Origin of the sequence: Pseudogulbenkiania sp. MAI-1 (genome assembly GCF_000527175.1) — a bacterium.
Lineage (GTDB): Bacteria > Pseudomonadota > Gammaproteobacteria > Burkholderiales > Chromobacteriaceae > Pseudogulbenkiania.
In genome coordinates this window covers 1,990,856-2,003,986 of record NZ_AZUR01000001.1, presented here as the reverse complement: position 1 = coordinate 2,003,986, position 13,131 = coordinate 1,990,856, and the positions used below count along the sequence as shown (strand labels likewise).

Sequence of the window (13,131 nt, the reverse complement as noted above, 5' to 3'; positions counted from 1 at the left end):
GCCATGACTTACGACTTTGCTGTGGTATTGGGCTATTGGGAGGCTCTTTTGCAGGGGCTGGAGGTGACGGTAAAGCTGACCTTGCTTTGCGCCGCCCTGGGAAGTGCGCTTGGTTTCGTAACCAGCCTCGCGCGCGTGTCGCCTGTAAGGGTTTTGCGCTGGGCCAGTACCGTGTATGTCGAATTCTTTCGCGGCACGCCGGTATTGATTCAATTGTTCTGGTTCTTCTTTTGCCTGCCGATTGTGCTGGGGACGGATATTTCGAATTTTACCGCCGCCACCGTGACACTGACTTTATATACCGGAGCCATTACCAGCGAGACCTTCCGGGCATCGTTAAAGTCGATCCGGAGGGAGGAAATCGATGCCTGCATCGCCCTGGGGCTGCCTCGGATAACGCAGATCATCTATATCGTGCTGCCACAGGCTTTGCTGCGGGCCGTACCGACGCTGCTCTCCAATTTTGTGAGCCTGTTCAAGGAAAGCGCCCTGGTTTCCGCAGTGGGTATGGCTGACCTGATGTTTATTGGCCAGAACATCTCCAGCAATATTGCCAAGCCGGTGGAAGTACTGACGGTTGTTGCCGTGATTTATTTCGTTGTCGCTTTTCCGCTTACCCGAGCCGTCACGGTCATCGAGCGGAAAATGCTGGCGAAACTCGCAATCTAAAAAACCTTGAATGGTCAAGGTGGATTTGCTTCATTACTTATACATCAGGAGTTAAATAGAATGGAACTGAAAGGCATCATCCCGGCTCTCGTTACGCCGTTCGACGCAAAGGGCAATATTGACTTCAAAACTTTCGAGAAACTGCTTGAGTTTCAGCTTGCTCGTGGTGTTAGTGGCTTTGTGCCATTGGGCACCACCGGCGAGTACTACGCCATGTCCGACGCTGAGCGAGCAGATGTGCTCCGTTGTGTGAAAGAGGTCGTGGGTAACCGGGCACTCTTGATCGCTGGCACCAACTCCAGCTGCACGCGTAATGTGATCGCGCACACCGAAACGGCCAAGAAACTGGGCTACGACACGGTGCTGCTCGCCCCACCTTACTACGCCCTGCCGAGCCAGGAAGAACTGATCGCGCATTACCAGGCGGTGCTCGATGCGGTCGATGTCGAAATCGTGCTTTACAACTACCCGGTGCGTGCCGGTGTGGAAGTGGGTTTCGAAACGATGGATGCGTTTGCCGACAATCCTCGCGTCATCGGTATCAAGGAGAGCAGCGGCAACCTGCTGCGCGCTATTGAAATCAACAAGCGCTATGGCGACAAATACCAGTTGTCTTGCGGCAGCGACGACCAGGCGCTGGACTTCTTCATGTGGGGCGCCAAGAGCTGGATTTGCGGTCCGGCCAACTTCATGATCGATCCGGTCATCCGCTTCTACAACAAGTTCAATGCGGGCGACCTGGTGGGTGCACAGGAAGAAATGCGCAAGATGTTCCCGGTCATGGCCAATCTTGAGTCGGGCAAGTTCGTCCAGAAAGTGAAGTACGGCTGCGAATTGGCTGGCGTGCCTGTCGGCGATACTCGCCTGCCGCTGCTTCCTCTTACCGAGGGTGAAAAGCTCAGTCTGGCGGATGCCTTTGCCGGCATCTCCGCCTGATCTCTTGTGGTGGGCGGCCCATCTCGGGCCGCCTTTTTCATAAAGATCGCGGGTAGCACTCCATGACACGCCATACTTTTTTCTGTATCGATGGCCATACAGCAGGCATGCCCGTGCGCATGGTCATCGGTGGAGCTCCCTATTTGAGAAGGACAATCAGCTGATGAATCGGACAGTGGTTGTCGGGGCGGGCATTGTCGGCGCCGCCATCGCTTTCGAATTGCAGCGCCGGGGACGCTCCGTCGTGCTCGTCGACCGGGATCAGCCGGGACGTGGCGCATCCTTTGGCAATATGGCGAGCATCGCCGTGACCGAATTCATGCCGATCTCGCGCCCCACGACATGGCTCAAAATCCCGGGCTGGCTGGCGGACCCGGAGGGCCCGATTCGGCTGCGCCCCGGCTACCTGCCCAAATTGACGCCGTGGCTGCTGCGGTTTCTGGCGGCCGGCCGTCCATCCCGTGTGGCCAAGCTGGAGCAAGCAGGGGCGGCGCTGTGCCGTCGGGTCTACGACGATCTGTTGCCTATGCTTGAGGCCGCCGGCGTGCCGGACGTCTTGAGCGAGGAAGGCTGCCTCAGCCTTTACGCCAGCGATGCCGAGTTCGAGAGCGACCGTGAGCATATCGACATTATCGAGAAGTTCGGATTTCACTGTCCGGCACTCTCCCGGGATGAGTTGCAGGAACGAGAACCGGCGATCGCGCCCATCATCAAGAAGGCGATTCTGTTTCCGCAGAACAAATCCATCCGCGATCCCTACCGCCTGGTCCTGACCTTGGTGGAGCGCTTCCGTGAAATGGGCGGAGTCGTCGAAACGGGCGAGGTGGCGGCCATCGATTGCCAGGATGGCGCGGTGAAAAGCATCGCCTTCTCTGACGGTCGCCGTATTGCCTGCCAGGAGGCCATTCTGGCGGCGGGCGCCTACACCGGCAGATTGTCTCGCCTGATTGGCGAGAACATTCCGCTGGAGACCGAGCGGGGTTATCACACCCAGATCATGGCGCCGAGCATTTCTTTGCGCCATTCGCTGATCTGGCCGGCCAAAGCCTTCATGGTCACGCCAACCGCAGGGGGAATCCGGATCGGTGGGACGGTCGAAATGGCCGGCCTGGATGCTGCGCCAGATTATCGCCGCGCACGTGTGCTGGTGGGTCGAGCCAAGCAGGCCCTTCCCTCTTTGCAAGTCGAGCAAACCTCGGAATGGATGGGGCATCGCCCTGCTCTCCCGGATACCGTCCCCATCATCAGCTGCTCGGCCAAGGTGCAGGGGGTCTTTTATGCGACGGGCCATGGTCATCTCGGGCTGACTTATTCGGCAACCACCGCCAGGCTGATTGCCGACCTGGTGACGGGACAGACTCCGCCGCTCGATCTGACACCCTATCGCGTTGATCGTTTTTAAAAAATCAGGAGGAAAAACCATGACGGCTATTTCGGACAAAGCCGACACCGCCCAGGCCCCGGTCGCGGTGATTACCGGTGGAGGCCGCGGCATGGGGGAAGCCATCGCCAGGGAGCTGCATGCCCGCGGCTATCGCCTTGCCCTGATGTCGCCGTCGGGCAGCGCGGAGCAGCTCGCCGCCGAGCTGAATGGTCTGGGCCTGCGCGGGTCGGCCGGCAATGAACAGGATCTGGAAAACCTGGTGAACCGTACCGTCGAGGCGTATGGCCGCATCGATGCCGTGGTCAACCATACGGGCCATCCTCCCAAAGGCGATCTGCTCTCCCTCTCGGATGAAGAGTGGCTCGCGGGCCACGAGCTGATGATGTTGAGCGTGGTGCGGATGGCTCGTCTGGTGACGCCCCTGATGGAAGCTCAGGGCAAGGGTGCCTGGGTCAACATCACCACCTTCGCCGCCTACGAGCCGACGCTGAAATTTCCGATTTCCTGCGCTTATCGATCTGCGGTGGGGGCCTACACCAAGCTCTATGCCGATCGCTATGCCGACAAGAACATCCGGATGAACGCCCTGCTGCCTGGCTATATCGACAGCCTGGATCACAAACCGGAAACCGCCGAGACAATCCCGATGCGGCGCATCGGTTCCGTGATCGAGATCGCCAAAACAGCGGCGTTCCTCCTGTCCGACGATGCCGGCTATATCACGGGTCAGAACATCCGTGTCGATGGCGGCATTACCCGGCATGTTTAATCAATTCAATTATTTCAAAGACTTTACGGAGAAAACGATGAGAAACAAGCTGTTCATCAACAAACTGTATATCAACGGTGTCTGGAAATACCCCGTTCACGGCGGCACCTTCGACGTGATCAACCCGGCAACCGAAGAGGTCATTCACCAGGCACCTGCCGCCTCGGAGGAGGATGTGGACGAGGCCGTGCGGGCTGCCCGCAACGCCTTCGATCAGGGGCCCTGGCCTCAGATGTCCGGCCGTGAACGCGCCTATTACCTGCGTGCCATAGCCAATGGCATCCGGGCGAAACTGAGCGAGCTCGCCCGTATCGAAGTCATCGACAACGGCAAGCCGCTGCCCGAGGCCGAGTGGGATATCGGCGATGCGGCAGGCTGCTTCGATTACTATGCGTCGCTGGCGGAAGAGCTCGACGAGAACCCAGTCGAGCCGATCGCCTTGGCCGATGGCCGTTTCACGTCCAAGGCGGTGCGGGAACCGCTGGGCGTGGCTGGCGCCATCATCCCGTGGAACTACCCGCTGCTGATGGCGGCCTGGAAAGTGGCACCGGCGCTGGCCGCAGGCTGCACCGTGGTACTCAAGCCCGCCGCACTGACTTCCCTGACCGCACTCGAACTTGCCGCGATTGCCGACGAGGCCCGCCTGCCCCCTGGCGTTCTGAACGTGGTGACGGGCTCTGGTGCAAAGGCAGGCCAGGCCCTGATCGATCATCCCGGCGTGGACAAACTGGCCTTTACCGGCTCGGGCCCCGTCGGTTCCACGGTCATGGCCGCTGCGGCTCGCGATATCAAGAGGGTCAGCCTCGAACTAGGCGGCAAATCGCCTTTCATCGTCTTTGCCGACAGCGATATCGAGAAGGCGGTCGAGTGGATCATGTTCGGGATTTTCTGGAACCAGGGCCAAGTCTGCTCGGCCACCTCGCGTGTGCTGGTCCAGGAAGCATTGTATCAGCCGCTGTTGGATCGTCTCGCCGAGGAGAGTCGCAAGATCAAGATCGGCAACGGTCTGGAAGAAGGCGTTCTGCTGGGCCCCCTGGTTTCTCAAGGCCAGCTAACCCAGGTATTGGCGGGTATCGACGAGGCCCGCCGTGACGGTGCCAAGGTTGTCACTGGCGGCAACAAACCGGCCGGTTTCGACAAAGGTTACTTCCTCGAACCCACAGTCCTGGCCGACGTCCCGCTGGATAGCCGCGCCTGGACCGAGGAGTTCTTCGGGCCGGTGGTGTGCATCAAGCCGTTTACCGACGAGGTCGAAGCCATCCGCTTGGCCAACGATAGCCGCTTCGGCCTGGCTGCCGCCGTGATGTCGGCCGATGACGAGCGCTGCGAGCGCGTCGCGGCCAAGCTGCGGGCGGGGATCGTCTGGATCAACTGCTCCCAGCCCACGTTCACGGAAGCGCCGTGGGGCGGCTACAAGCAGTCCGGTATCGGTCGCGAGCTCGGCCGCTGGGGGCTCGATAACTATCTCGAAACCAAGCAGATTACCCGCTACACCAGCGACGAACCGTGGGGGTGGTACCTGAAATGAGCCAATTCGATCTCAACTGGGAAGGCGCTCTGGACCTGATCGAGGTGCACTGCCAGGGCGAAATCGGCAAGGTCATCGTCGGCGGCGCGCCAGAGATTCCCGGCACGACGATGCTGGAGAAGATGAACCACATCAACCGGGTCGATGACAGTTTGCGACGTTTCGTGACGTTCGAACCGCGCGCCTCGGTGCAGATGTCGGTGAACCTGCTGCTCCCGCCATGCCATCCCGACGCCGATGCCGGCTTCATCGTGCTGCAGGCCGACCGGGCTCACCCGATGTCCGGCAGCAACTGCATCTGCGTGGTGACGGCCTTGCTCGAGACCGGGCGGGTGGCGATGGTCGAGCCGGAAACCATCGTGACGCTGGATACGCCCGCCGGCCTGATCAAGGCACGCGCCCAGTGCCAGGACGGCCGTTGCATGTCGGTCAGCCTCGACAATGTGCCCTGCTTTGTCGAGGCCCTGGACAAGCCGATCGCGACGCCCCTCTGGGGCGAGGTGCGGGCCGATATTGCGTTCGGCGGGGTGTTCTACGCCATCGTCGATGCCGAGCAAGTCGGCCTGACGATCGAGCCGTCGCGAGCACGGGAGTTGATGGAAGCCGGCATGGCGCTCAAGTCGCTGATTAACGAGCAGGTACCGGTGAGCCATCCCGAGCTTCCGGGTCTCGACGAGGTCGCCTACGTCATGTTCCGGGGCTGGGAGACCGATGGCGCGGTACGGACCTGCACCACGCTCAAGCCGGGCCGCGTGGATCGCTCGCCCTGCGGAACCGGCAGCTCGGCCAATCTCGCCACGATGCACGCCCGCGGCCTCATCGATGTTGGTGGCAAGCAGCAGTCGCGCTCCATCATCGGAGGGGAGTTCACGGCTGAAGTGCTGGGGGTGACGGAAGTGGCGGGCCGCCCGGCCATTCTGCCTCGCATCACCGGTAGGGGGTGGATTTATGGCAGAGAGCAGCTTCGCATCGATAGCCATGACCCCTTCCTGAACGGCTTTGCGCTGTCGGATACCTGGGGGCCTTTGGTCGATCAATTGGGTTAACCGCCTAGTAACCGGAAGCCATCCCTCCCCGAGTTTCGCTCAGGGGGATGGCTATTTTCACCGGTTCATCAGCAATACCCCATCAACTCTAGAGTGGAAGTTTGCGCAGAGGCAAGGCTTACATCTTGGCCAGGTTCGGTCTTGGTATAACAATGTACAGGGGGAATAATGACAATAGCCAAGCGTTTGATGATCCTGGTTGCTGGAGCACTGATCGGCTGTTTGTTTATTGGTGGCGTCGCCATCATCCAGACGGCCAGTGTCAATAACTCCTCTCTCAGGATAAGTGAAGACACCATCCCCAGCATCGTGACCATCAACAAAATATCACGAGAGTTCGATTCGATCAGGGGGCTGACCTATCGGCATATCATCCAGGCGGACCCAAGCAAGAACCCTATCATTGAAGAAAAAATTGCCAGCACCAGAGAAGAACTGAATGGCGCAGTCAAGGCTTACTCCCGATTTGTCCATGACGCCAGAGACAATAGCCTGTTTCTGGTGACAAAGGCACAGATCGGAGACTACCTGGCCGAGATGGATAAAGCGCTCGACTATTCCAGGAACAACAAGATTCTGGAAGCCGGGGCGAGTGCGGAGAAGTTGGCGACCCTCGGCGACAAGGCCGTTGCCGCCATCAAGTCGAATGTGGATTACAACCTCCAGCTTGCCGCGGCCAACAGAGCCTCGATGAGCTCGGCCGCCACCAGGGCATGGTGGATCATAGGTGCGGCCATCGCGCTGATGGTGCTTGTACTGACCCTGTCGGGCATGCTGATTTACCGGCAGATTTGCGGCAGTTTGCACAATGCTCAAAAAGCCATAAAGGCCATCGAGTCCTCCCTTGATTTTACTATTCGCACGGAAGCCAAAGAGCATGATGAAATCAGCCAGACTCTGGCCGTCTTCAACCTGTTGATTGAACGCCTGCAGTCCAATCTGCTTGCCTTGAAAGAGGGCGTGAAGGAGGTGTCGCTCACATCGGCAAGCTTGCTCGGCGCGTCACAGCAGGTAGCGCAGAGCTCTAGCCAGCAAAGTGCATCCTCCTCTCATATATCTGTCTCGGTAGAGCAAATGACAGCCAGTATCAGCCATGTCGCGACGCGGGCAAACGAGGCAAGCGAGCTGTCCAGTCGGGCTGGCCGTAATGCTCAGAATGGGCAGAAAATCATCGATGTGACGGTGGGCAATATCCATTCGATTGCCACTGCCGTGGAGGCAGCGGCGAGTGATATCCAGGAGCTTGGGGCCAAAAGCAAGGACATTACCACCATCGTCAATGTCATCAGCGATGTCGCGGAGCAAACCAATTTGCTCGCCTTGAATGCGGCGATCGAAGCGGCCAGGGCCGGCGAGTCTGGGAGAGGCTTTGCGGTTGTGGCCGACGAGGTGCGAAAATTGGCGGAGCGAACCGCGGCCTCGACACAAGAAATCAGCCATATCATTCAATCTATCCTGCGCGCGTCCGAAAGTGCGGCTGACCGGATGGAGAATGCGGTGAATCAGGTCGAACAGGGAGTGAAGGGAGCGAGCTCGGCACAGCAGTCGATGGCGCTTATTTACGATTCGTCGAGCCAAAGCCAGAAAGTAGCAACCGAAATATCCGATGTATTGGGAGAGCAAAGGCTTGCTGCAAGCAATATCGCGTTGCAAGTGGAGAAATTTGCCGGCATGACGAATGAAAACAGCAGCGCTGCGGGCCAGGCAGCGTCGATTGCCGAAAAACTTGAAAAGGTGTCTGGCAAGATGAGAGGAATTGTGGACGCCTACCGCCTCTAAGCAGGAAATGTTCGTAGAACATCACTGGATTGATACGATGCGTTTTTCATCGCATCAACCCAGCGGGAAAGCTCACATAATAAAGCTATGGCTATCAAATCACCTTGCATCGATCTCTGTAAGTTTGACGGTAAAACTGGGTTTTGCCATGGATGTCTGCGGACTCGTGAAGAGTGCCGGGAGTGGCGAAAGATGAAAGACTATCGCCGCCACCAGATCCTGCAAGATATGGAGCGGCGAAAGGATAAGTTATCAAAAAAGGTTAAGCCATAACCGAATCAGGACGTGTCATGCGCTCTCGATCGGCATTAGGATTTCAGCGATGGCCGTCGTTAGGGTAGTCAGGCAAATATCATCCCTGATAGTGATGTATACGTCAGCCCTACCGCCTCAATAGCCGACGGTAAAGCGACGGCGCGGGCGCTGCGGCGTTTCCAGTTCGTCGACCAGGGCGATGGCGTAGTCTTCCATCGAGATGTGGCTCTTGCCGGCAGCATCGATCAAGAGTTCATCGGCACCGATGCGGAACTGGCCGGTGCGCTCGCCCGGCTCGAACAGTGCGGACGGTGACAGGAAGGTCCAGTCCAGCATCGACTCGCCACGTAGGGCATTCAGGAAGTCGCGGCCGGCGCTCGCCTCGGCCTTGTAGATCGCGGGAAATTCCGGGGTGTCGATCAGTTGCACGCCCGGGGCGACTTCCAGACTGCCGGCGCCGCCGACCACCAGCAGACGCGGCACGCCGGCGTCCTTGACCGCCGAGATCAGGCTGGCGGCATTGCTCGACAGGAACATCGAAGCGCTGATCACGGCATCGTGGCCGGCCAAAAGCGGGGCCAGGGCTGTCGGGTCGGTGGCGTCGGCCTGCTTCAGGGTCACGCCGGCACGGGGCTCCACCTTGCCGATATCGCGGGCGATGCCGGTCACCTTATGGCCGCGTTGCAGCAGTTCGTTGGCCAGCCGCGAGCCGACGCGACCGCTGATTCCGATGATGACGACGTTCATGGTGTTCTCCTTGAGGGAAAGGGTGCCGTGCCACTATGGGCACGGCGGAAAGTGGGATAAACAACGGAAATGTTCCGGCTTGCGGGCTCGATGGGTTGCGCTGCGCTCCACCCATCCTACGGCTCGCCGGTGACTGATCGTGAAAGCTCGCTCAAATGGCACAGCTACCGTTGGCACAGCCTTCCTGGGCTGCCGATTCCGAGTCCTCGGCCTGCGCCGGCTGCCCGTGCTGTTCGAGGAAGGCACGCCAGGCAGCGGGTTGACCCAGGAAACGGCCGGCATCGAGCACCGTCAGCGTTTCGCCCAGTTGCAACGCGAAGGTCGGGAAGCCCCGTCCGCCGACGCGACTCAGCAAGTGACGGCTTGCCGTGATGTGAGCTTGGGTGGCCGCGCCATCCTGACGGGCGAACTCGGCGGCAAAGGCCGCCGGGTCGAGACCGATGCCGGCCGCCAACTGGCCCAGCACCTCGGTATCGGCGATGCGCCGGCCTTCGACGTAGTGGGCTATCTGAATGCGTTTGAGCAGGTCGGCGCCACGTCCACCGAGGGCTTCGGCGGCGAGGATGGCCGTGGTCGGCGGCGCCGAGTCGAACACCGCGCCGCTGTCGCGCAACAGGCCGTCGAAGTAGTCGGCGCCGAACGCTTGCCCGGTCAGGGCGGCGATGCGGTGGTCGTGCGGCATCACGTAGTTGCGCAGCGCCTCGCTGGCCGGCTGACGATTGGCGCCGGCCATCATGCCGCCGCCGTGCAGCTCCACGCGCAGCCCCGGGATAGCGCGGGCAGCCTCGATCAGCGGCGCGGCGCCGTAGCACCAGCCGCACAGCGGGTCGTAGAGGTAATGCAGTACGGCCGTGGTCATTTCTGTGTCCTTGCAGTGGGTTACGGGATGAGCAGCATATTAGTTGTTCGAAACGATGCAAAAAACCGCATAATGGCGATTAGTTTGTTGCATGGATCGAGCAAATCATGGATCGATTGAAAGCCATGCGCGTGTTCGTGGAGGTGGCGGAGCGCGGCAGCCTGTCCCACGCCGCCGACAGCCTGGACATGTCGCGCGCCATGGTGTCGCGTTATCTGGCCGAGTTGGAGGAATGGGTCGGCGCCCGCTTGTTGCACCGGACCACGCGCAAGCTGAGCCTGACCTCGGCCGGCAGCGAGATGCTGCCGCGTTGCCGCCAGATGCTGGAGATGGAAGACGAGATGCAGGCCGCCGTCACCGCTCCCGAAGCCGCGCCGCGCGGCATCCTGCGCCTGACCTGCAGCGTGTGGCTGGGGCAGTCTTACATCGCCCGGGCGGTGGCGGACTACGTCAAGCGCTACCCGGCCACCGCCGTCGATATGCAGTTGCTGAATCGGGCGGTGAACCTGGTGGAAGAAGGCATTGATCTGGCCATCCGCATCACCAACGACCTCGACCCCAACCTGATCGCACGCAAGCTGGGGCTGTGCCGCTCGGTGGTGTGCGCTTCTCCCGGCTATCTGCGTCAACACGGCACGCCGCAGCGCGCCGAGCAACTGGCGTTGCACAACTGCCTGACCTATTCCTACTTCGGCAAGAGCTTGTGGGAGTTTTCCCGCGACGGGCAGCCGGTCTCGGTGCCGGTGGGCGGCAACGTCACCGCCAACGAAACCGCCGCCTTGCTGGAGGCGGCCTGCCAGGGTGTCGGCATCACCATGCAGCCGCTGCAGGCGGCGGCGCCCCTGCTTGCTTCCGGCCAACTGGTGGCCGTGCTCGACAGCTACCGTCCCCGCGACATGGGCATCTACGCGGTCTATGCCTCGCGCCGGCACATGCCGGCGACGCTGCGCACCATGCTGGATTTCCTGGCGGAGTCGTTTGCCGACGACGCGATGTGGCAGGAGGGTTAAACGAGGGAGGCCAAAGCGCTCACCTAGACCGACAAAACCGCAGCCTCACCGCACAACAGCCGGCTGAAATCCGACGAAGGCATGGGCTTGCCGAACAGATAGCCCTGCATCTCCACCGCCCCCAGGCTGCCCAGATAGTCCGCCTGAATATCGGTTTCCACCCCTTCGGCGACCAGGCTCAGGTTGAGCCCGGTGGCGATGGCGACAATGGCGCGGACGATGGGGGAGTCCTCCTTACCCGCTTCGATCTCGCGCACGAAGGACTGATCGATCTTGAGCGTCGTCACCGGCAGGTGGCGCAGGTAGCTCAGCGACGAATATTGTGTGCCGAAATCGTCGATGGCCACGCGAATCCCCTGTTCGGCCAACCCGGCCAGTTTCAGTGACATGGCTTGCTGGTCGGCGATGAACGCATTTTCGGTGATCTCGATCTCGAAACTCTGACGATGGATGCCGTAGCGGTCGACTGTGGCGATCAAATACTCGTAGAAATCGTCATCGGCCAGGACCTCGGGCGGCACGTTGACCGACATGCGCGACAGATCGAGTCCGGCGCGTTTCCATTCGCACAAGGTGTGGCAGGCGCGCTCGATCACCCAGTAGGTGAGCGGCTTCATCAGCCCGATCTCCTCGATCACCCCCAGAAACGCCCCCGCCGGCACCAGCCCCCGGCTAGGGTGCTGCCAGCGGATCAAGGCTTCGCAGCCGATGATGCGGCGGCTGTCGAACTCCACCTGCGGCTGATAGTGCAGCTCGAACTGCTCCAGCTCCAAGGCCCGTCGCACCTCGTTTTCAAGACGCAGCCGACGGCTGGCGGTGTCGTCCATCACCGGCAGGAAGAAGCTGAAACCATTCTTGCCCTGGGCCTTGATCTGGTACATGGCGATATCGGCATGGCGAAGCAGGGTCTCGATGTCGTCGCCATCGCTGGGGAATACCGCGATGCCGATGCTGACGGTCAGAAACACATCGTTGCCGTCGATGCTGAACGGAGCGGCGATCGCCTTGACCAGGCTTGCCGCGATGGCGGCGGCATCCTCCTTGCTGCTCAGATCCGGCAGCAGGAGGGTGAACTCGTCGCCGCCCAAGCGGGCCAGCGTGTCGCTCTCGCGCAAGACGCCTTGCAGCCGCTGGCCCACTTGCTTGAGCAGTTCGTCGCCCTTGATATGGCCGAAGGTATCGTTGGCGAGCTTGAAGCGGTCCAGATCGACAAACAGCACTGCCACCTGGCTACCCTTGCGCTTGGCCTGCATGATCGCCAGGCCGAGCCGGTCACGAAACAGGGCGCGGTTGGGCAGCCCGGTGAGCAAGTCGTGGTAGGCCAGATAGGCCAGGCGGTGTTCTGCATCCTTTTTGTCGGTCACGTCCCGAGCGACGCCATACAGGCGGCTCGACAGCTGCGGCAAATCCAGCTCCACCGGCACCAGGCTAGCTTCGAAATGCCGCTCGGTGATCTCTGCACCCTTGCAGGCGATACGAAACTCGATGGTCCGCTGCCCCGCCCGATGGTCGAGCACGTAACGGACTCTTTCGGCATCCACCGGCAAGATCAGGTCCAACAGCGATAGCCCCAGCAGTTCCTGCGGGGAATAGCCGATCAAGTTGTGCGTGCGCTCGTTGACAAACGTGAAGCGAAAGCGCTCGTCCAGCGTAAAGATGAGATCGGGCGAAGCCTCCACCAGTGAGCGGTGCATGCGTTCTGAGGTATGCAGCTGCTGTGCCATGCACAGGTTGGCATGCATCAAGCTCCGGCGCTGCAGGGCCAATTCGACGCGGTGCATGAGTTCCTCTACGGCATAGGGCTTGCACACATAATCGCTTGCCCCGCTGCGCAGCGCGCACACGGCCGAATCGAAAGCGGTATCGCCGCTGACCACCAGCACCTCGGTGTCGATGCCGGCACGCCGGATCATCCCGAGCAGGTCGAGCCCGTTCATGTCGCCCAGGTGGAGATCCAGCAGCATCAGATCCACGCCGCCCGCCATGAGCTCTTCCAGGGCCGACTGGCCGTCCTGGCAGCCGCGCACGTCGTAATTCCGGCCCTGCAACAGGGTGCACAGGCTTTCCCGCATGCGCGGCTCGTCATCCACGACCAATAGTTTCGCGGTCATTCCGAAGTGATTCGCTGCCACTTTATCCCCCCTTGCCT

General features: G+C 60.7%; 12 protein-coding genes. 9 read left to right on the top strand and 3 right to left on the bottom strand.

Annotated elements, in window-relative coordinates:
- Positions 1 to 3 precede the first annotated feature (3 nt).
- The 8 genes from PSEMAI1_RS0109370 to PSEMAI1_RS22490 all read left to right on the top strand — a co-directional run bounded on the left by PSEMAI1_RS0109370 (position 4) and on the right by PSEMAI1_RS22490 (position 8,384).
- Positions 4 to 669, top strand: a complete 666-nt coding sequence (locus PSEMAI1_RS0109370; protein WP_024302623.1) for an amino acid ABC transporter permease — start codon at positions 4 to 6, stop codon at positions 667 to 669.
- 60 nt (positions 670 to 729) lie between these two features.
- Positions 730 to 1,605, top strand: coding sequence for a 4-hydroxy-tetrahydrodipicolinate synthase (gene dapA / locus PSEMAI1_RS0109365; protein ID WP_024302622.1), 876 nt, complete (start codon positions 730 to 732; stop codon positions 1,603 to 1,605).
- Between the two features lie 163 nt (positions 1,606 to 1,768).
- Positions 1,769 to 3,007: an FAD-binding oxidoreductase gene (locus PSEMAI1_RS0109360; RefSeq protein ID WP_024302621.1), complete on the top strand. Its 1,239-nt coding sequence runs from the start codon at positions 1,769 to 1,771 to the stop codon at positions 3,005 to 3,007.
- A 19-nt stretch (positions 3,008 to 3,026) separates the two neighbouring features.
- On the top strand, positions 3,027 to 3,758 hold the full coding sequence (locus PSEMAI1_RS0109355; RefSeq protein ID WP_024302620.1) for an SDR family oxidoreductase: 732 nt from the start codon (positions 3,027 to 3,029) through the stop codon (positions 3,756 to 3,758).
- Positions 3,759 to 3,795: 37 nt separating this feature from the next.
- Positions 3,796 to 5,286, top strand: coding sequence for an aldehyde dehydrogenase family protein (locus PSEMAI1_RS0109350; RefSeq protein WP_024302619.1), 1,491 nt, complete (start codon positions 3,796 to 3,798; stop codon positions 5,284 to 5,286).
- A complete protein-coding gene (locus PSEMAI1_RS0109345; protein ID WP_024302618.1) occupies positions 5,283 to 6,332 on the top strand; it encodes a proline racemase family protein in 1,050 nt (349 codons plus the stop codon). The genes PSEMAI1_RS0109350 and PSEMAI1_RS0109345 overlap by 4 nt, the downstream gene beginning before the upstream one ends.
- Before the next feature lie 168 nt (positions 6,333 to 6,500).
- Complete coding sequence (locus PSEMAI1_RS0109340) at positions 6,501 to 8,111, top strand: methyl-accepting chemotaxis protein (RefSeq protein WP_024302617.1); 1,611 nt, start codon at positions 6,501 to 6,503, stop codon at positions 8,109 to 8,111.
- Between the two features lie 87 nt (positions 8,112 to 8,198).
- The gene (locus PSEMAI1_RS22490; protein ID WP_084612653.1) at positions 8,199 to 8,384 is read left to right on the top strand and encodes a DUF1289 domain-containing protein; all 186 of its coding nucleotides are present in this window, start codon (positions 8,199 to 8,201) and stop codon (positions 8,382 to 8,384) included.
- Between the two features lie 117 nt (positions 8,385 to 8,501).
- Here PSEMAI1_RS22490 and PSEMAI1_RS0109335 read toward each other — a convergent pair whose 3' ends face one another.
- Together PSEMAI1_RS0109335 and PSEMAI1_RS0109330 are read right to left on the bottom strand one after the other, a co-directional pair.
- Positions 8,502 to 9,113, bottom strand: coding sequence for an NAD(P)-dependent oxidoreductase (locus PSEMAI1_RS0109335; RefSeq protein ID WP_024302616.1), 612 nt, complete (start codon positions 9,111 to 9,113; stop codon positions 8,502 to 8,504).
- A gap of 151 nt (positions 9,114 to 9,264) precedes the next feature.
- Positions 9,265 to 9,972, bottom strand: coding sequence for a DsbA family protein (locus PSEMAI1_RS0109330; protein ID WP_024302615.1), 708 nt, complete (start codon positions 9,970 to 9,972; stop codon positions 9,265 to 9,267).
- 107 nt (positions 9,973 to 10,079) lie between these two features.
- Between PSEMAI1_RS0109330 and PSEMAI1_RS0109325 the strand changes: the two genes are divergently transcribed.
- Positions 10,080 to 10,982 carry a LysR family transcriptional regulator gene (locus PSEMAI1_RS0109325; RefSeq protein ID WP_024302614.1) on the top strand — a complete coding sequence of 301 codons (903 nt, stop codon included), beginning with the start codon at positions 10,080 to 10,082 and terminating at the stop codon, positions 10,980 to 10,982.
- Positions 10,983 to 11,005: 23 nt separating this feature from the next.
- Here the strand turns inward: PSEMAI1_RS0109325 and PSEMAI1_RS0109320 are convergent, their stop codons facing one another.
- On the bottom strand, positions 11,006 to 13,093 hold the full coding sequence (locus PSEMAI1_RS0109320; protein WP_024302613.1) for an EAL domain-containing protein: 2,088 nt from the start codon (positions 13,091 to 13,093) through the stop codon (positions 11,006 to 11,008).
- Positions 13,094 to 13,131: the final 38 nt, after the last annotated feature.

Bases quoted from the DNA above. Each gene is read 5' to 3' on its own strand.
- PSEMAI1_RS0109370 (WP_024302623.1), top strand. From the start codon at position 4: ATGACTTACGACTTTGCTGTGGTATTGGGCTATTGGGAGGCTCTTTTG.
- dapA (WP_024302622.1), top strand. From the start codon at position 730: ATGGAACTGAAAGGCATCATCCCGGCTCTCGTTACGCCGTTCGACGCA.
- PSEMAI1_RS0109360 (WP_024302621.1), top strand. From the start codon at position 1,769: ATGAATCGGACAGTGGTTGTCGGGGCGGGCATTGTCGGCGCCGCCATC.
- PSEMAI1_RS0109355 (WP_024302620.1), top strand. From the start codon at position 3,027: ATGACGGCTATTTCGGACAAAGCCGACACCGCCCAGGCCCCGGTCGCG.
- PSEMAI1_RS0109350 (WP_024302619.1), top strand. From the start codon at position 3,796: ATGAGAAACAAGCTGTTCATCAACAAACTGTATATCAACGGTGTCTGG.
- PSEMAI1_RS0109345 (WP_024302618.1), top strand. From the start codon at position 5,283: ATGAGCCAATTCGATCTCAACTGGGAAGGCGCTCTGGACCTGATCGAG.
- PSEMAI1_RS0109340 (WP_024302617.1), top strand. From the start codon at position 6,501: ATGACAATAGCCAAGCGTTTGATGATCCTGGTTGCTGGAGCACTGATC.
- PSEMAI1_RS22490 (WP_084612653.1), top strand. From the start codon at position 8,199: ATGGCTATCAAATCACCTTGCATCGATCTCTGTAAGTTTGACGGTAAA.
- PSEMAI1_RS0109335 (WP_024302616.1), bottom strand. From the start codon at position 9,113: ATGAACGTCGTCATCATCGGAATCAGCGGTCGCGTCGGCTCGCGGCTG.
- PSEMAI1_RS0109330 (WP_024302615.1), bottom strand. From the start codon at position 9,972: ATGACCACGGCCGTACTGCATTACCTCTACGACCCGCTGTGCGGCTGG.
- PSEMAI1_RS0109325 (WP_024302614.1), top strand. From the start codon at position 10,080: ATGGATCGATTGAAAGCCATGCGCGTGTTCGTGGAGGTGGCGGAGCGC.
- PSEMAI1_RS0109320 (WP_024302613.1), bottom strand. From the start codon at position 13,093: ATGACCGCGAAACTATTGGTCGTGGATGACGAGCCGCGCATGCGGGAA.